The sequence below is a fragment of the Dendrosporobacter quercicolus genome, assembly GCF_900104455.1.
Lineage (GTDB): Bacteria > Bacillota > Negativicutes > DSM-1736 > Dendrosporobacteraceae > Dendrosporobacter > Dendrosporobacter quercicolus.
The window spans coordinates 61,627-80,297 of sequence record NZ_FNHB01000012.1 but is presented as its reverse complement, the minus strand read 5'-3'; the positions used below and the strand labels follow the sequence as shown (position 1 = coordinate 80,297).

Annotated in this window: 17 protein-coding genes and 1 other RNA gene; 15 read left to right on the top strand and 3 right to left on the bottom strand. The window is 50.1% G+C overall.

What is annotated here, in order from left to right:
* Positions 1-68: 68 nt before the first annotated feature.
* The 10 genes from glpA (at position 69) to smpB (ending at position 11,685) form a co-directional block, all read left to right on the top strand.
* Positions 69-1,682 carry an anaerobic glycerol-3-phosphate dehydrogenase subunit GlpA gene (gene glpA, locus BLR06_RS16910; RefSeq protein WP_092074770.1) on the top strand — a complete coding sequence of 538 codons (1,614 nt, stop codon included), beginning with the start codon at positions 69-71 and terminating at the stop codon, positions 1,680-1,682.
* A complete protein-coding gene (gene glpB / locus BLR06_RS16905; protein ID WP_092074769.1) occupies positions 1,672-2,916 on the top strand; it encodes an anaerobic glycerol-3-phosphate dehydrogenase subunit GlpB in 1,245 nt (414 codons plus the stop codon). The genes glpA and glpB overlap by 11 nt, the downstream gene beginning before the upstream one ends.
* A gap of 13 nt (positions 2,917-2,929) precedes the next feature.
* Complete coding sequence (locus BLR06_RS16900) at positions 2,930-4,132, top strand: anaerobic glycerol-3-phosphate dehydrogenase subunit C (protein WP_092074768.1); 1,203 nt, start codon at positions 2,930-2,932, stop codon at positions 4,130-4,132.
* Between the two features lie 184 nt (positions 4,133-4,316).
* Positions 4,317-4,544, top strand: coding sequence for a preprotein translocase subunit SecG (gene secG / locus BLR06_RS16895; protein WP_092074767.1), 228 nt, complete (start codon positions 4,317-4,319; stop codon positions 4,542-4,544).
* A gap of 100 nt (positions 4,545-4,644) precedes the next feature.
* Entirely contained in the window at positions 4,645-6,645 is a 2,001-nt protein-coding gene (locus BLR06_RS16890; RefSeq protein ID WP_092074766.1) for a sodium-translocating pyrophosphatase, read from the top strand.
* Positions 6,646-6,822: 177 nt separating this feature from the next.
* Positions 6,823-7,401, top strand: a complete 579-nt coding sequence (locus BLR06_RS16885) for a YqaA family protein (protein WP_092074805.1) — start codon at positions 6,823-6,825, stop codon at positions 7,399-7,401.
* A gap of 138 nt (positions 7,402-7,539) precedes the next feature.
* Positions 7,540-8,277 carry an alpha/beta hydrolase gene (locus BLR06_RS16880; protein WP_092074804.1) on the top strand — a complete coding sequence of 246 codons (738 nt, stop codon included), beginning with the start codon at positions 7,540-7,542 and terminating at the stop codon, positions 8,275-8,277.
* 80 nt (positions 8,278-8,357) lie between these two features.
* Positions 8,358-8,774 carry a PaaI family thioesterase gene (locus BLR06_RS16875; protein ID WP_092074765.1) on the top strand — a complete coding sequence of 139 codons (417 nt, stop codon included), beginning with the start codon at positions 8,358-8,360 and terminating at the stop codon, positions 8,772-8,774.
* A complete protein-coding gene (rnr, locus tag BLR06_RS16870; RefSeq protein WP_092074764.1) occupies positions 8,771-11,047 on the top strand; it encodes a ribonuclease R in 2,277 nt (758 codons plus the stop codon). Before BLR06_RS16875 ends, rnr begins: the two co-directional genes overlap by 4 nt.
* Positions 11,048-11,214: 167 nt before the next feature.
* A complete protein-coding gene (gene smpB, locus BLR06_RS16865) occupies positions 11,215-11,685 on the top strand; it encodes an SsrA-binding protein SmpB (protein ID WP_092074763.1) in 471 nt (156 codons plus the stop codon).
* A 2-nt stretch (positions 11,686-11,687) separates the two neighbouring features.
* Here the strand turns inward: smpB and BLR06_RS16860 are convergent, their stop codons facing one another.
* Complete coding sequence (locus tag BLR06_RS16860; protein WP_092074762.1) at positions 11,688-12,584, bottom strand: DMT family transporter; 897 nt, start codon at positions 12,582-12,584, stop codon at positions 11,688-11,690.
* 287 nt (positions 12,585-12,871) lie between these two features.
* Between BLR06_RS16860 and ssrA the strand changes: the two genes are divergently transcribed.
* Positions 12,872-13,218, top strand: a transfer-messenger RNA (tmRNA) gene (ssrA, locus tag BLR06_RS16855).
* Positions 13,219-14,497: 1,279 nt separating this feature from the next.
* Here ssrA and BLR06_RS16850 read toward each other — a convergent pair.
* Positions 14,498-14,917 carry an ImmA/IrrE family metallo-endopeptidase gene (locus BLR06_RS16850; RefSeq protein WP_092074761.1) on the bottom strand — a complete coding sequence of 140 codons (420 nt, stop codon included), beginning with the start codon at positions 14,915-14,917 and terminating at the stop codon, positions 14,498-14,500.
* 23 nt (positions 14,918-14,940) lie between these two features.
* Positions 14,941-15,426, bottom strand: a complete 486-nt coding sequence (locus BLR06_RS16845; protein WP_092074760.1) for a helix-turn-helix domain-containing protein — start codon at positions 15,424-15,426, stop codon at positions 14,941-14,943.
* A 441-nt stretch (positions 15,427-15,867) separates the two neighbouring features.
* Here BLR06_RS16845 and BLR06_RS16840 point away from each other — a divergent pair, with 441 nt between their 5' ends.
* The 4 genes from BLR06_RS16840 (at position 15,868) to BLR06_RS16825 (ending at position 18,654) form a co-directional block, all read left to right on the top strand.
* Positions 15,868-16,350, top strand: a complete 483-nt coding sequence (locus tag BLR06_RS16840; protein ID WP_092074759.1) for a hypothetical protein — start codon at positions 15,868-15,870, stop codon at positions 16,348-16,350.
* A 333-nt stretch (positions 16,351-16,683) separates the two neighbouring features.
* Positions 16,684-17,112, top strand: coding sequence for a phage tail terminator family protein (locus tag BLR06_RS16835; protein ID WP_092074758.1), 429 nt, complete (start codon positions 16,684-16,686; stop codon positions 17,110-17,112).
* Position 17,113: 1 nt separating this feature from the next.
* Positions 17,114-17,317 (top strand): hypothetical protein, encoded by a 204-nt coding sequence (locus tag BLR06_RS16830; protein ID WP_092074757.1) that lies wholly within the window; start codon positions 17,114-17,116, stop codon positions 17,315-17,317.
* Positions 17,317-18,654, top strand: a complete 1,338-nt coding sequence (locus BLR06_RS16825; RefSeq protein ID WP_092074756.1) for a phage tail sheath family protein — start codon at positions 17,317-17,319, stop codon at positions 18,652-18,654. Before BLR06_RS16830 ends, BLR06_RS16825 begins: the two co-directional genes overlap by 1 nt.
* Positions 18,655-18,671: the final 17 nt, after the last annotated feature.

The following is an 18,671-nucleotide window of genomic DNA, read 5'->3' as shown; positions in this document are numbered from 1 at the left end:
ACCGGATGCCGAAATGGCGCCGGTGTGCTTAGGATTGCTCTATTATTTTGGTAAAGGAGAATATGGCTATGCAAAAAGCGACTGTAGTGGTCATTGGCGGAGGTGCGACAGGGGTCGGCATTTTACGTGATTTATGCATGAGGGGCATTGACGCCGTGCTGGTTGAGCAGAGTGATCTGGCTTATGGCACTAGTTCCCGTTATCATGGACTGCTCCACAGCGGCGGCAGGTATGCAGTCAAAGATGCCGAGGCCGGCAAGGAATGCATTGAGGAAAACATGGTTTTGCGTAAAATCGGCCGGCACTGCGTTGAGGCTACCGAAGGTTTTTTTGTCCGGACAGAGTTAGATGATGCGGCGTTTGAAGAAAAATGGGTGGAAGCCTGCGGCAAGGTCGGCATCCCGGTTACGCCGCTGACGGTTCAGGAAGCATTGCGGCTGGAACCAAATCTAAGTCCTAAGATCAAGTCGGTCTACCGTATCCCTGATGCTGCGATTGACGGGTTTAGAATGGTTTGGCAAAACGCGGCGTCGTCCCGCAAATATGGCGGACGCATTTTAACTTATACCGAAGTAACCGGCATTGAAAGCGCCAACGGCCAGGTGGCGGGCGTTAAGGTTAGAAATACGCTAAATGGTCAGGCTGGGGCTATCCAGTGTGATTTTGTGGTCAGCGCCGCCGGGTCGTGGGCGGGACAGATTGCCCAAAAAGCCGGTATTACCGTCAATGTGCAGCCTGACCGGGGTACGCTGATTGCCTTTAATCACCGGATCAGCAGCCGGGTAATCAACAGGCTGCGTCCGGCTGCCGACGGCGACATTTTTGTGCCTCACGGCTCGATTACTATTTTGGGGACAACCTCATCGGAGGCCGTCCGTCCGGATGATACCATTCCTTCCGCCGCTGAAATCATCCGCTTGCTGGACATTGGGCAAGCCTTGTTTGAGGATATCCGGGATTACCGCATTTTGCGCGCCTTTACCGGCACCCGGCCGCTGTATAGCGCTGATCCCGGCGCCAGCGGCCGGGGGGCGTCCCGCAATTTTGTTATTTTAGACCATGCCGCTGACGGGTTAAGCGGGTTTGTCAGTATTGTGGGCGGAAAATTCACGACCTATCGCTTAATGGCCGAAAAGGTTACCGACCTGGTTTGCCGGTATTTAAACGTGAATACTCCCTGCCGTACCGCCCTTGAGCCGATCGTGGACGATCCGTCGCCGGCGCTGCTGAGTCAAGCCAGGAAATACTTTCCGGCCTACAGCTCGGGTCTCGCGGCCTCCCGCCTGGGGGCGGACGGTTTGGCGCGGGTAATCAAAAGAATCCAGGATAAGCCGGAAAAAGGTCAGTTGCTATGTGAATGCGAGAATGTCACCCTGGCTGAAGTTGAGGAGGCGGCGGCTGACAGCACCAGCTATATGCTGAGTGATGTCCGGCGCAAGACCAGAATGGGCATGGGGACCTGTCAGGGCGCTTTTTGCACTTATCGCAGTGTGGGCGCGGTGGATGCCAATGGGCTGGCCTGGGGTCAGGACACGGCCGCGCTGTTCAAGGAATTTCTCCAGGCCCGCTGGAAGGGAATCCGGCCGGTGTTGTGGGGCAATGTAATCCGGGAAGCTGAGTTAACGCGCGGGATTTATGACGCGACTTTAAATATAAATGGGGCGATGGAAGATGAAAAATAACGATGTAATCGTTGTTGGCGGCGGTTTAGCCGGACTGTTTGCCGCCGCTGTCGCAGCCGGGCAAGGCCGGAAAGTAAAAGTGCTGGCTTATGGAGCGGGGGCTATGAACATTGGCGGCGGCATCATCGATGTTCTGGGCTATGGCAACGACGCCAGGCCGTTAGCCAGCCCGGCGGCCGGTTTAGAGCAGCTGCCGCCGGAACATCCTTATCGCAAGATCGGCAAGCAGGCGCTGGTTGCTGCTTTAACTTTTTTCCAGCAGATAGCGCTGGCGGAAGGCTATGAATATATCGGCGGCATTGATCAAATGCAATGGCTGCCGACGGCGGCCGGTACGCTGAAACCAACCTGTCTGGTGCCAAGGACAATGCAGCCGGCGGTTTTACAGCAAACCGATACGGTTTATGTTGTTGGCTTTGATTATCTAAAGGATTTTTATCCGCACTTAGTAGCGGGGAATTTACAGAAACGGTTTGGCCGGAAGAAATCCTTTATTCCGCTCACCTGTACCCTGAACTTTACCGAGGGGCGGGACGTTTCGGCGCTTGATATTGCCCGCTGGCTGGATACAGCCGCCGGTCAGGAAAGCTTTGTACAGCAACTTTCCGGACAGGTTAAGCCGGGCAGCGCCGTCCTGGCGCCGCCGGTGCTGGGAACAGCCTGCAGCTATGCCCTTGTGGAAAATCTGGAGGCAGTGCTGGGCTGCCGGTTTCTGGAAACAGCCGCTCTGCCGCCGGCGGTTACCGGACTCAGGCTGCGGACAATGCTGTTGAGGCATTTAAAGAAACAGGGCGTAAGCATTCTGGAAAAAGCTTTGGTGATCTCAGCGGTTGTCAATGACGGTTATTGCGCCGGTGTGATGACCGATAATTTTGACCGCCAGCGGGCTTATGAGGGCAAAGCCTTTATTCTGGCGAACGGCGGCTTGTATGGCGGCGGGCTGAGCGCTGAGCCGGGCCGGATTGTCGAGCCGGTATTTGGGCTGCCGGTTGCTGCTCCGGCTGCACAGGAAGACTGGTCTAATCCGCAGTTATTTTCAGATCAAAAGCAATTGTTTGCTAAGTTAGGCATCCGGGTGGATGAGAAGATGCGGCCGCAAACCCCGGAAGGCGCAACCGTGCTGAGCAATGTGCATATCGTCGGGCGTAACCTGGCCGGTTATGATTTCTGTTTCGAAAAGTCCGGTAATGGGGTGGCCCTGGCATCAGCTTACCAAGCAGCCATGTCATTATAAGGGAGTGAGAAAGATGAAAAAACATCGGATTAATCCCGATCGTTGTACCGCATGTACCAGTTGTATCGCTCAATGTCCGGTAACTGCGGCCACCAGAAAATTCCGCGGTCCGAAAATGATGGGACCGGCCCTGGAAAGAATGCGGCTGGCCCAGGACGATGAAGATCCTTCACTTGATTATTGTTCAAACTGCAAAAATTGTGACATTTCCTGTCCCTTTGGCGTGCCTGTTTCAACATTAAATATGCTGGCCCGGGCCAAGCAATATCAAAAAAAGAACCAACGTCTGCGGGACAATATCCTGTCCCACGGGGAAAAGATGGCCAAACTGAGCAGCGCCATTCCCGGCATGGCTGCCGCTACTAATTTCGGTATGACCATTGGCCGTAAATCAGGCCTGCTGGATTTGATTGGCATTTCCGGCAAGGCGCCGCTGCCGGCGTATCACGCCAACTCTTTTGTCAAGCAGTTCAAAAAGCTGAAACAGCAAAGCTTTCCGGATAAAGTTGTGTTTTTCCCCGGCTGTTTTATCAACTATAATGATCCGCAGGTTGGCTTGGATTTTGTGGCGGTAATGCAAAAAAACAACATTGAGGTCATTGTGGATGAAGATTTTGTTTGCTGCGGGTCACCATTGGTGGTCAACGGCTACCTGGACGAAGCGCACGAAAACGCCGTTAAGAATACCGGCCTGATAAGCAAATGGATCGCCGAAAGTTATCCGATCATCACCTGCTGTACCAGCTGCGGCTTGATGCTCAAGCAGGAGTATCAGGAACTGTTCGGTCTGGAGGCAGTCCAAGAGAACGCCCGTCATATGTATGATTCGATGGAGTTTCTAGCCCTGTTGCAGGATGAGGGGCGGTTAAACACCGATTTCAGCCCGGTTGACGCTGAATATCTGTATCACGCTCCCTGCCATTTGCGCGCTCAGGGCATGGGATTGCCGGCGCTGGAAGTTTTGCCGCTCATTCCCGGATTGAAAATCGCCAATGCGGATGCCGGCTGCTGCGGTATTTCGGGCAATTATGGCTTTAAAGCCGACAAATACGATATTGCCATGGCTGTCGGCCAAAACCTGTTTGACACCATTACGGAAGCCGATGTGGATACCGTCGTATGCGATTGCGGCACCTGCCGCCTGCAAATTACGCATGGCGCCAGGGTGAAAACAGTTCATCCGGTGTCGCTGCTGCGTCAGGCTTACCGGGTTTAGCAAAAGGGCGGTTGGGGCCCGTTAGGATTGAATTATTTTAAGCGCAATGATTGATTGCGCTTTTTTTCTCATCTATTCAATGTTTGATAAAATTTTCCAGAAAAATAAACTAAATTTTGCCAGTTATTTGCTAAGTGCTTTTTGTTTATGCTAAAATAGTAAATGGATAGGAGGTGTGCAAAGGTTGATAACAGGATTAATGATACTGGAAGCTGTCATATGTATCGCACTTATTGCTACTGTAGTGCTGCAATCGGGGAAAAGCGCCGGCATGTCCGGTTCAATTGCCGGCGGAGCGGAAGCCATTTTTGGCGGCAAGAAGAAGGGCCTTGACGGAATATTGGCCAAGGCTACGATGATACTGGGAATTTTATTCGGTATTGTAACATTAATTATTGTAAAGGTGCAGTAATCGTCACACTACGCCTCAATTAAGACTGAGCAATTGGGGCAATCAGGCAAGAAATAGCAGACAAATGAATACGCGCTCAATTGAGGAGGGAATTTTTCACATGGATTTAGTGTATGTTGCGCCTGTGGCCGGTATTGCGGCGTTACTGTTTGCCGCATACTTAATGGCCAGTGTATTAAAGGAAAGCCCCGGCAATGCCAGGATGCAAGAACTGTCCCAAGCGATTTTTGAAGGAGCGATGGCTTTTTTAAATCGTCAGTATAAAACCCTCATTCCGTTTACGATTGCTATTTTTGCTATTTTGTATTATGTGGAAGGCTACAGGCTGGCTGTATCGTTCTTAGTCGGAGCCGTTTGTTCGGCCATTGCCGGCTATGTGGGGATGACTTCGACCACCAAAGCCAACGCCCGTACTACAGAAGCTGCCCGTACCAGTCTTAACAGTGCGTTGAGTGTGTCCTTCCGGGCCGGGGCCGTCATGGGTATGTCGGTCGCCGGTTTGGGTTTGTTGGGTGTTTCCGTATTATATCTCATTTTCCGGGATCCGGTCGTGATCAATAGTTTTGCCTTTGGCGCCAGCGCCATTGCCTTTTTTGCCCGGATTGGCGGCGGTATCTATACCAAAGCCGCTGATGTCGGAGCAGATCTGGTGGGCAAGGTCGAGGCGGGAATTCCCGAGGATGATCCCCGCAATCCGGCGGTTATTGCCGATAATGTGGGCGATAATGTCGGCGATACCGCCGGTATGGGAGCTGACTTGTTCGAGTCCTACGGGGCTACAGCCATTGCCGCCATGCTCATCGGCAACACCCTGTTCGGCGTTGATGGCGTGTTGTTCCCCCTGCTGATAGGCGCCGCCGGAATTGCCGCCGCCATTATCAGTACCTTTCTGGTTCGCACTGGCGAGGACGGCGATCCTCAGGCGGCGCTCAATCGCGGACTGTGGAGCACCAATGTGCTGACTGCTATTATGGCCTATGCTCTGGCCACCTATGTTTTTGGCCCGAAAGGATTCGGAATATTCGTTGCAATTGTCTCCGGCCTGGTCGTCAATGTTCTGATCGGGATGATTACCGAATATTATACATCCAGCAGCAAACCGCCGACGCAGCATATTGCCGATGCCTCTAAAACCGGCCCGGCCACCAATATAATCTCCGGTCTTGCTGCCGGTTTAAGAAGCACCGGATTGCCGATGCTGGTTTTTTCCGCCGCTATCTGGCTGGCTTACAATCAGGCCGGCATTTATGGCATTGCCATGGCCGCCATGGGCATGCTTTGTACTGCCGCCATGGTTGTCGCGGTTGACTCCTTTGGCCCTGTCGCCGACAATGCCGGCGGTATTGCCGAGATGGCCGAGTTAGGGCCGGAAGTCCGCAAAACCACCGATAAGCTGGATGCGGTCGGCAATACAACCGCCGCCATTGCCAAGGGCTTTGCGATCGGCTCAGCCGCACTTACTGCTTTGGCCCTGTTTACCGCTTTTGGTGAGGAAATTGCCAAAAATCCCAAACTGGCCGGTTTGCTGGTGAACGGTCATTTGGTCATTAATCTGACCGAGCCGGGCGTAATTATCGGGATTTTCTTAGGAGCGACCCTGCCGTTTCTGGTATGCGCCTTTACCATGGAAGCTGTGGGTAAGGCCGCTTTCGAAATGATTGAGGAAGTGCGCCGTCAGTTTCGGGAAATTCCCGGCATCATGGAAGGGACAGGAAGGCCCGATTATGCCAGATGCGTGGATATCAGCACCGCCGCCGCTCTCCGGGAGATGCTGCTGCCGGGCATATTTGCCGTAGGCGCGCCGTTATTGGTTGGTTTTGTCATGGGCGCCAAGGCTTTAGCCGGATTCCTGGCCGGCGCTACCGCCGCCGGGGTATTGATGGCCATCTTTATGTCCAATGCCGGCGGGGCCTGGGACAATGCCAAAAAATATATTGAATCAGGCCATCTGGGCGGTAAAGGTACGCCGACCCATGCCGCCGCCGTTATTGGCGATACCGTGGGTGATCCTTTCAAGGATACCTCCGGACCGGCGATGAATCCGCTCATTAAAGTAGCGGGCACAATATCGTTGATTATTGCACCGTTTCTGTTTTTCTAACTACATATGACGATAAACACCCCGGGCCTGCGCAGGCCCGGGTCTTATACATTTGGGGGGCGGCGGTAAAGAGCATGACAAATGCTGTGTGACGGCTCTTTTTTGTTTGGCGACAGGCGGCATTTATGCTATAATTTAATAATTGACGCGCTTGTACAATTTTTACTAGGAGCTGCAATGGAACAGATTATTGGTTTTTTTGAAAATTATGGGATCTGGGGTTTGTTTTTCATAGCGTTTATTGAGTCCTTTATCTCGCCGATATTGCCTGATGTTATGCTGATACCGATGATGCTGGCAGCGCCGGACAAGGCTGTTTATTATTCGGCGGTAGTGACTGCGGCATCGGTGGTGGGTGGTTTTATCGGCTACGGCATTGGCGCGAGGTTTGGCCAGTTGGCCCTGAACAGGTTTGTACCGGTGCAGTATACCGAAAAAATCAAGTACTGGTTTGACCGTTATGGCGGCTGGGCAATTTTTTTAGCCGCAATGGCGCCGATCCCTTATAAGTTTGTGTGTATATCGGCCGGTACTTTCCGGACAAATATGCTTGTTTTCACGGTCGCTTCTATTTTAGGCCGGGGCAAGCGCTTTCTGCTGCTGGGTATTTTATTCCATTATTATGGCCCTGAGGCGCTGCGGATGCTGAATCTGATTCCCGAGCAATGGATTGTGCTGGGCTTGCTGGCGGCGGCTGTTGCACTGGCCGCACTTTACTATGTAAAATACAGCCGCCGGCGAAAATGCCGGCAATAGTGATTGAACCAAGGTCATTTTGGAGGACCTTGGTTTTTTCTATTAGGTTGGCAACGGTTAATTTTGCGGAAGGATTTTATAATGTTTCCCGCAAATGGTATAATGATAATAGGAGAAATTGGGGCGGGGGAATGGTTTTTGGTTATACTAAAAGGAGCTGAACCTTTTTTACTGCCAGGCAGTAAGCAGGGCGTATTATTAATTCACGGGTTTACCGGTTCGCCGTCCGAAATGCGACTGCTGGGGGAGTTTTTGCAGAAGCTGGGTTATACCGTTTTGGCGCCCCGGTTATGCGGTCATGGCACAAGCGCTGCTGAAATGGCGGAGACAAAATGGCCGCACTGGTATGATGCGGTACAGGACGGATATCATTTATTACAGGGGCTGTGTACGGAAATTTCCGTTGTCGGTTTATCCATGGGCGGATTGCTTTCTTTAAAGCTGGCGGTTGATTACCCGGTAAGCAAAGTAGCCTGCCTGAGCGCGCCCATTTATATTGCCGATAAACGACTTCCCCTGCTTAACCTGGTTCGGATGTTTCGTAATTTTGTCCCGAAGAAACGCCGGCGGCTGGAAGTTGACCCACTTTATTCGGTATGCTATGACCAGACGCCGCTAAGCAGCTTAAGCAGTCTGTTGGCTCTAATTAAGCATGTCAATCAACAGCTGCCGGATATGGACAAGCCGGTATTGATCATGCAGTCACGGCGGGAGCATACCGTTCAGCCGAAAAGCGCCCGGCATATTTATGACCGGGTGGGCAGCAGCGATAAACGCCTGATCTGGCTGGAAAAATCGGGCCATATTATTACGTTGGATGTTGAACGTGACCTGGTGTTTAAGCAGATTAAAAATTTTTTACAATATGGAAATTAATGAATGGAAATTAATTACATATTGGTTTTTTCAGGATGAACAAGCGCTCTGTAAGGGAATAATAGATAAGGTGGTGGGTTATGCGGGAAAGAAGCGGACGATACAGCGGTGAAATGTGCTTTGCCTGCGGCATCAACAATCCGATAGGGCTAAAGCTTAAGTTTCGGGAAGAAGAGGATACCTACATAACGAACTTTACCGCCGGGACTGAGCATCAGAGCTATGACGGTATTGTGCATGGCGGAATCATCAGTACTTTGTTGGATGAGGTTATGACCGGATATATTTATGCAAAAGGCTATAATGCAGTAACAGCCAGGCTGGATGTACGATTCCGAAAACCTACGCCGATTGGCGAGCCTCTAAAAATCACCGGCAAAATGATTGGTCAGCGGGGCAATATGATTGAATTAAGCGGTACTATTGAATTGGCTGACGGTACTATTACTGCACAGGGGAAAGCGACAGTGGCAGTTCTGGAGGAGCTGGAACAATGAATTTAAAAGAAAAGATATTAGCTTTTATGCGTAAAGATGCTTACAAACCATTAACCGCTGAGGATTTGGCGGAGCAGATGGAGTTTAAGGGAACAGACCTGGCTGAATTTTGGGATGTTCTGCAGCAGCTTGAGGATAATGCCGACATTATCAAAACGCGGTTTGGCAAATATGGTGTGCCGGAACGTATGAATTTGGTTGTGGGCCGGCTCAGCGCCACCAATAAAGGGTTTGGTTTTGTCATTCCCGAAAACCCACAGAGTCCTGATGAACCTGATGTTTTCATTCCGCCTGACGCCATGATCAGCGCTATGCACAATGACCGGGTTGTGGCCAGAGTACATCGCCAGTCCAGCCAGGGGCGGGCCAGGGAGGGCGAGATTATCCGGGTGGTCAACCGGGCAAACAGTAAAATCGTCGGCACATTTGAATGCAGCAGGCATTTTGGTTTTGTTACGCCTGATGACCAGCGGGTCGGTCATGATATTTTTATTCCCAAAGATGAGTTCAATGGCGCGTCGGTCGGGGCAAAAGTTGTGGTGGAAATTACTAAATGGCCCGAGAAACGGCGCAGCGCCGAAGGCAAAGTTATTGAGGTTCTGGGGGTCAAAGGTGATCCGGGCATTGAAATCCTGTCAATCATCAAGAAACATAATCTGCCAACCGAATTCCCGGTGGAGGTTGACCGGGCGGCTGATAAAGCGCCAGCCTCCATCAGCGCCGGTGAATTGGCGGGACGCCGGGATTTACGGCATTTACCCCTTGTGACCATTGACGGTGAGGATGCCAAAGACCTTGATGATGCCGTGTATGTCAAACGGCTGCGTGAAGGCCGCTTTTTACTGGGGGTGTATATTGCCGATGTCAGTTATTATGTGCGGGAGAATACGCCGCTTGATCAGGAAGCGCGTTCACGGGGAACAAGCGTCTATTTGGTTGACCGGGTGCTGCCAATGCTGCCGCCCCGTTTATCCAACGGTATTTGCAGCTTAAATGCCGGTGAAGACCGTCTGGCCATGTCGATTGAAATGGAAATCGACTATCGCGGCAAGGTGCTGAGCTACGAAATTTTCCCCAGTGTAATCAGGGTGCAAAAGCGCCTGACCTATACCATTGTCCGAAAAATTCTGGTTGACCATGATGAAGCGCTGCGGGCTGAGCACCAGGATTTGCTGGAGCCGCTGGAAAATATGGAACGCCTGTGCCATATTCTGCGCGACCGCCGGATGCGCCGCGGGGCTGTTGATTTTGATTTTCCTGAAATTAAAGTCAAGCTGGATCAAGCCGGCCAGCCGGTTGAACTTGTAAAAAGGGTCAGAACTTTATCCGAGTCCATTATTGAAGAATTTATGCTGGTTGCCAATGAAACAGTGGCCGAGCATATGCATCAACTGGGTGTACCGTTTATGTTCAGAGTCCATGAACAGCCCGAACAGGGTAAAATGGATAAACTCAATAATCTGCTGCACAATTTTGGGCAGAGCCTGCCTAAGAGCAGAGAGATCAGGCCAAGCGTGCTGCAGAAAATCTTAAGCCGGATTGCCGGACGGCCTGAGGAGCGGATTATCAGCACGGTCATGCTGCGCTCACTCAAGCAGGCCCGTTATGAGGCGGAAAACCTGGGCCATTTTGGTCTGGCGGCTACCTATTATACGCACTTTACTTCGCCCATTCGCCGTTATCCTGATCTGATTGTGCACCGGCTGATCCGGGAGACCTTCAATACCGGTGACGTATCGGCCAAACGGCGGCAAAAACTGGCGGCCATGCTGCCGGAAATCGCCATTCACTCGTCACAGCGTGAGCGGGCGGCGGCTGAGGCTGAACGGGAAACGGTCGATCTGAAAAAAGTGGAATATATGGCCAGGTTCATTGGCGAAGAATTTGACGGCGTGATTAACGGCGTCACCGCCTTTGGCATCTTTATTGAACTGGAAAACGGCGTCGAAGGCCTGGTTCGTGTTTCCAGTATGGATGACGACTACTATCAGTATGTGGAAGAGCAATACGCCTTGATCGGCGAACGGACCAAAAAGGTTTACCGGCTGGGCGACGCCGCCCGGATTCTGGTGGCCAGGGCCAACCCGGCGGACCGGACCATCGACTTTGTGCTGGCTGACAATGGCAGTATTGCCAAAGCGCTGGCTCCCCGGCCGGGTGAAAAGAGCCGCAGCAAGGGGAAAGGGACGGCAAAGCCTGAACTGACCGCTGCCGGCCCTAAACCGCGCAAGAAGAAAACAACCACCGGGCAAAAGCCCAAACGCCGTAAATAACGCAAACGCCTGCCCGCTGATTCCGGGCAGGCGTTTAATAATGCAAGGACATTGACGCATGCGCAAAGAGCTGGGCAATGGAGACAGCGTGCATTGTCCGGCTGGCTGACATTTGGTATAATAAATTGAATATAGACGGCTGAATTATCAGCCGGTGAGGTGAAAGAATGGAAAAAGGAACAGCAATTAAAATAGTGGCCGAGAATCGCAAAGCACGCCATGATTATCATATTCATGAGACCTATGAAACCGGTTTGGTGCTGACCGGCACTGAAGTCAAGTCGCTGCGGGCCGGAAAAGCCAATTTAAAGGACAGCTACGCCCGGATTGAAAATGGTGAAATGATGCTTCACAATCTGCACATCAGTCCATACGAGCAGGGCAATCAGTTCAATCATGAGCCGCTCCGAACCAGAAAGCTGCTGCTGCATAAAGTTGAGATTATGAAGCTTTTCGGCAAGACCAGGGAAAAGGGCTATGCCCTGGTGCCGATCAAGCTTTACTTTAGCCGTGGTAAAGCCAAGCTGGAACTAGCGCTGGCGTCCGGCAAGAAAAATTACGATAAACGCCAGGATCTTGCCGAACGCGACGCCAAGCGGGAAATGGACCGGGCCTTCCGGGAACGCCAGAGGGGGTAATATCAGCGAAAGTCATTGCTATGGGCAATTGCCGGGCGGCTCCTGAGCTGCAGAATAATTACACTGGCGATAATGAGCATCCCGCCCAGGGCCTGGAGCAGTGAAATGCTGTCGCCCAGCAAAGCTGCCGACAGTAACACGGTAATCAGTGGTTCGGTGGTGCTGATAATGGAGGCATTGGCAGCGCCAATGAGACTGAGGCCTGCAAAAAAGAACAGTATACCGACAATCGTGCCAAGTACCGCGATGCCCGCCAGCGCCAGCCAGCCAAGCGGCGGCAGCGCGAGGATCAGGCTGCTCTGGAACAAGCCAATGGCGGTAAAAGCGGCGCCGGCGGCGGAACAGACATACATTGTCGCCACCAATGGATGAATGTTTTTTAACAGGCGGTTGCCGATGACGATATAACCGGAATAAAGGACGGCCGCACTTAAACCGAGCATAATGCCAATCGGATTAACCCCGCCAGAGGATACGCCCAAGATTAAAACAAGGCCGGTGAAACAGATGGTTAAAGCAAGGCTTTTATACCAGGTGATTTGTTCATCGCCAATGGCAAAGGACAACAGGGTAACCAGAGCCGGATAGGTATAAAGCAGCAGCGCTGCCAGCGGCACCGGCACGTATTCTATTGAAACCGCAAAGCAGGCTGACATGGTGCCATAGCCGAGGGCGCCCAGCAGACAAAGCCGTAGCCTTGTTTTGGCGTCAATATGCACGGATATATTCCGTAATTTTAGAATGGGCCAGAGCAGGAAGGCCGCCAGCATAAACCGCATGGCTAAAACTGTTACACTGTTGGCCCCGGCTAGGTAAGCCACTTTGATAAAAATAGCTAGTGTGGCAAACCCGGCAGCGGACGCTAATACCAGCAAAGTACCCTTATGTTGCGCCGACATGGTTTGAACCTCGATTCTGAGAATTTTTTAACAAGACTAAACCGCTCGTTATCCTCCTTAGCGGGGGAATACGAGCGGCTGTTCCGGAATTAACTAGCTGGAACATAGATGAACGCTTCAATCGCACTCACTACTCTAATATATGGGAAGGCGTTCGATTGTGCAAGTGGTATTTGTACTGGCAAAAAGTACAGATTGATTGTTGTTGTATTTATGGTATAATATATGTTACTATTAAGCAAGCGTATCTTGATAGTTTCAAACTAACTTGTTTAGCGTTTTTATTCGGGGGCGTAATGGTTTCGACAGGGGTAGTTGTAGCATAGGTAGCGAGCCGGGGTTCCATCAGCCCGTCAAGACGGTGGAAAATTGTAAACGCAAACGAAGATTACGCTTTAGCAGCTTAATGCTAACGTTCTACTCTCCCTCTTCCTGCGGGGCGGGATAGGACGTCACTTAGCGGGATACCTGAGGCTCAATTCTCGGAGAGCCGACTGGGAAACTTTATCGAGATAGCACCAGCGAAGCCTGTCTGTGGGCGTCAATGGCGCGAAATCTAAAGCACAGAATGCGCTCGGAGAAGCTTATGTGACAATGCTTTTGGACAGGAGTTCGATTCTCCTCGCCTCCACCAATCAAATCCGGAAATGAATTGAACCCGTGAATTTCGCGGGTTTTTTGCTATGTTTAGTTTTGGTAGGGTTCGGGTGGCTCCACCAGCAAAGTCTGGAAGCTTCTTTGCTTAGTTACAAAATTGATTTTTACTTATATTTAGGATGGTTATGTAGGAGAAAAATACGTTTAAAACTTAAAAAGGATTCTTCTGAATTTTGTTAAAATAGCAGGGTTTTTGTATTTTTTATGGTAAAGATTATATAACTTGGTTGAAAATATAAATATTGACTCAAGAGAACCGTCCCCACGAGTCCCTCTTCAAGAGAACCGTCCCCATGAGTCCCGTTTAGCTAGTTGGGCTTTTTATTTGCTTGACAAAGAAAAGTCCGATCGAAAGCGTGAGCGACTGCTGTGGATAGTAGGGGCCGGGGTTGGAACTGTCAGTAAATATCCATCTGTACACTCAATAAAGATATCTGCAGAAATCGCTCATTGGGTGTACGGATAAATAATGAGAGCCGATATACAGGAAAACATAACTTAGATAGAGTCCTTGGCTATGTCGGTTCTAAAAATATAATGAACGGGGATATACGAAATGTGTCAAGGGGACGGGGGTGTTGACACATGAAAGTTTAAAGTAAGATAAGCTGGAGATTAAATGAATGACACGAAGCAATGGCCTCACCGTTCGAATCCGTAATATGGTTTTACCAACGATCGCAGGCGATCTCAGAACTGAAAACCTGAAAGATAATAGAGCCGGACCTTTTTTGTCACTGTGCATTAAGTGTTAAATATCTTTGTCGCTCGCAATAATGACTGGCAAGGAGGCAGCAGATGTTTTGCGCTGTTCTTCTTCGGAGGCGATTCATTGAAATCGTTTCCGCACTTATACTGTGCAAGATAAATAAAAGTGCCAAAAAAGGAACGTCAGGCTGTGCGAAAAGACGAACACTTCAGTGTGCTAAGGCATCAAAAATCGAATTTCAAGAAGAATAGCGGCAAAATCAAAAGGAAAGCCGGTAGCCTTTCGAAGATGCGGCGCAAAAAATCAAAAAAAACGGCTTGCACGTCCCTAAGCATGGTCTAGTATCCGGGGCGGTCATCATTGCGTCCAGTCTTGGCTTCATCGTATATTCGTTGACGATGGCATATTTCTTAGCGTGGCAATAGTCCCCACGAAGCTGAGCTGAAATAGACTCCTCACGCTGATTGTTTGATGAATAACGAGGGTAAATAGCGGCGCATATCGTCAGATAAATAATTTTTATCGTACATATGTTTGGTTTGAGCGGTTAAAATTTTTTTAGTTCAGCCAATTTCTTTGGTATTCCCGCGATATCGGCCAAAGTATATAAAGAGGCTTCCTGATATTCCTGCAATGTACTGTCAGGCAGCAAAAGCTCTACGGCAAAGGTATTGGCCTCTCGCTCGATTTTTGCTACGGAAAACAGTGTATGACGTTTTAAGAATGGCGTGTTGACATTGGTGTGTACAACAGCGTGGCCCAGCTCATGAGCGCAGGTGAATATGCGTTCTTTTTTTATAAGATGCTGGTTGATGTGAATGAATTTAATCCGGAAATCCTTAGTGTAATAGCCCATTGTTTGGCCTAAAGGTTCATAGGTAATATTGATGTTCAATTCTTTTGCCAGTGCGAATGGACAATTGGTTTTATACTTCTTCACTAGTTCCACTACAATATTTTTTATCATTATACAGAAGCCCTCCCGTGAGGCTATTTCCGATATTTTTTTGGAGTGAATTTTTGTTTTGCCATCTGTTTAGCTAAACGTATAGTATTTTCAAGGGAGATACGAAGGAGTTCCTTGTCTTCGTCTGACATTGGCTCGTCTCCGTCATAATAGGCAAGGCCGCTGTTGCCCGGCGTTAGATCGGTCAGGATAGACTCAAGGCGTTTTTTGATACTTCTTTCGTCTTTGGCGGTGAGGGGCGGAAGCGGGTTGGGGGTGGCGGGGGGTGTTGTAGTCTTTAATTGTGAAATCCCTGAGATTTCAGGTATAGAATGATTTACTAAATATTCCAAAGGAACATTTAATTTTCTTGCGTACTCTTCTACAACTGTAATTTTAGGGGTTCTTTGGTTGGTTTCATAGCGGCTGATTACCTGTTTGGATGTGCCCAGCAATTCGCCTAACTCTTCTTGAGACATATTCCGCTCAGTTCGAATTTTCTTTAACTTATCACCAAATGTTAATATCATAAAATCCCCTCATGCAATAAAGTAGATTAAGAATAGCATTTTTTGTCACCAAAATCAATACAAAATTAGCTGATGATATAAATGTTACCGAATAGTTGACAAGAAAAACAACAAATGTTACGATACTTTTGTCACCGATTGGATAACAAATGTTATTTATAGAAATATGATTCCACGGCGGAAATGGCAAAGGAACATGGAGCAGCGCCGTCAGTATATAGAAACGGCTTAAAGGAACCTGCTGTTACTGATTAAATGCTTTGACCAGACCTCTTAGCATTGCCAAATTTTTTTGAAACTTTAGTCACCAAATAGGCAATTGTTTTCAGATAAGGCGAGGTTTATTTCTTCCTGGGACGATTATTCATAAATAGCGAAACAGCCCGAAAAAAGGAGCGACGCTGATCGCTCTGCTAGACTTTGTGGAGGAGGGGTAATGAAATGCAGGCAGTAGACATTAAAGCGCAAATGAAAAAAGAAAATCAAGTGGCGGCAAACTGGCTGATCTATTATCGGGCACGCAAGCGCAGCTACGATGAACGCCGTGAGGAAATGCTCAGCAGTACCGGGGAGAGGCATGAAAACATTGGCGGCAGCCGTTCATCGCTTCCTGGAAAGCCGGTGGAAAGCATGGTTTGCAAACTGGCGGAGCATGATGCATCGGACACGGCCAGGTGGCTGCGGGTGGTCGAGAGTGTACAGGCTATTATCGGCCCTAAAAAGCGGCAATTGCTTGAACTGCGCCAGGAATGCCGGTTTTACATGTCGCCGGACGGAGGCCGGCCAGGCTGGATTGCGCCGGTGCAGCAGCGATTTGGCGAGCTTACGGGAGAGTGTCCGGCGGAGAACAAGATCAGGGAAATGTGGTATGAAATTGTTGGGCTGGCCGTAAGGATAGCAGCAATTCTAAATTGCAAGTTTTAGTTTAGAGGGGGACTAAAACCCCCGCTTTTCTGTGATAGTATGACATTAGTGAGAGCCTGGGATGAAGAAGAGCTCCAGCGGCCTCACTCACATCAAAGCATTATAGTAAGGAGAAGGGAGTTGAAAAATGTTTATGATTAGGGACGCCTCTGCTAGCTTTGCTGGTAATTAGTCGACAGCAGGCAGGTAAAAGCGTACCCCAAACGGGAGGTGATGACTGTATGATCTGGCTGAATGGCAGGCCGGTCGTGCTGCGTACGGATTAACAATTGCATCGCAGCTGAACTGGCTGAAAAGAGCTAAGGGGACAATAGATCAAGAAAGGGGATTTTCATGCTCATTGACATGATCGACGGCATTGGCCGCGCCCTGGGTGGCGAATATGCCGGCCGGCCGGTCTATATCGACGAACCGGAACAAGGTCTTAGCCCGCCGTGCTTTTGGATCGTTAATCTGATGAACGCCGAGGCGCATAACTTCGGTGACAGATACCGGCGCGAATACTCTTTTGATATTCACTACTTTCCGGAAGACGCAGCCAAGCCGGCCCGTGAAGCGGCCGCTGCAGGCGAAGCCCTTTTCCTGGCCCTGGAGTACATTACGGTCAACGGCTCGCTCATCCGGGGCACTGATATGCAGCACCAACTGATTGACGGTGTGCTGCATTTTTTTGTGAAATACAGTGTATTTATCCGAAAACTGAAAGACCCGGCGCCCTATATGGAATTTTTAGACCAACGGCAGCGGGTGAAAGGAGACTAGTATGACAAAAATAACGGAAAAACCGGCTGTGTCCGCCTATACCCGGGAGCAGATATGCGTCTCGGAGCGGTATCGGGCAGACCGGGATATTTTAACGGCGCTATTAGCGCCCGGGCAGTTATACACAGCAACGGAGATTAATCAAATTGTCCGCAATTTCAAGCAATCCAGGCTTAACGAACAAATCAACGGAGGTGAGCGTTAATGGCATTGGGCGGTGGAATATGGATGTTTCAAAACAAGGTCCTGCCGGGCGCATATATCAATTTCAAAAGTAAGAACCGGCCGGTCGTCGACTTTGCCGACCGCGGTTATGCGGCGATTCCCGTCGAACTGGACTGGGGCGTAGAAGGCGCAATCTTTACGGTTGGTCAGGCCGATTTCCAGACCGACAGCAGGAAAATTTTTGGCTATGACTATACGCATGAAAAACTGAGGCCTTTACGCGACCTGTTCCTGCATCTCAAGACAGGTCATTTCTTTCGAATAAATGGCAGTGGCGCAGCCAGAGCTGAAAATGCCATTGCCAAAGCCAAATACAGTGGCGTCCGCGGCAACGATTTGCAAGTCTCCATTGTGGAAAGCCTGGATCAGGAGGGCGGCTATGAGGTTCTTACCTATCTTGAGCAGACGGTGGTTGACCGCCAGACGGTTGCGAGCATGGCCGCTATTCAAGACAATGACTATGTTGTCTTCAAGCGCGATTTTGAATTGACCGCGACAGCCGGTACGCCACTGACCGGCGGCGCCAACGGGGCCGTGACCGGCGCCGATTATCAGGCTTTTCTGGACTTGGCCGAACAGAAATATTTCAATATCCTGATCTGCCCGTCCACCGAAGCGACTGTTAAGAGCCTGTTTATTTCTTATACCAAGCGCATGCGCGATGACGTTGGCATGAAGTTCCAGGTGGTCGTGCATAGTGTGGAAAATGCCGATTACGAGGGCGTTATCTCGGTCAGAAACAATGTCACCGACACCGGCGCTTCACCCGCCAGCCTGGTGTACTGGCTGGGAGGAGCGGAAGCCGGCTGCGCCATTAATGCCAGCCTGACCAACGCCACCTATGACGGCGAATATACGGTGGATGTGAATCTGAAACAGTCGGAACTGGCCAAATACCTGCAATTGGGGCAGGTGGTGTTTCACGGTGTTGGCAAGCGTATCAGCGGCGAGTATGTGGAAAGCGTTCGCGTGCTGGAGGATGTCAATAGCTTTACCGGCTTCACTGTGGAGAAAAACAAGGATTTCAGCAATAACCAGGTTGTGCGCATTCTGGATCAAATCGCGATTGACATTGCCACATTGTTTAATGAAAGCTTTCTGGGTAAGGTCGGCAATGATGAAATCGGCCGCGCGTCGTTCAAGTCCAATATCATTTACCATCATAAAGAACTGGAGCGTATCCGGGCCATTCAGAACTTCAACGCCGATGACGTTGTTGTGGAAAAAGGTCTTGAAAAAGGCTCGGTGCTGGTCACCGACCCGGTGGAACCGGTAGGGGTAATGGACCGGCTGTACATGCAGGTCATTGTAGGGTAAGAAAAGGGGGATGAAAC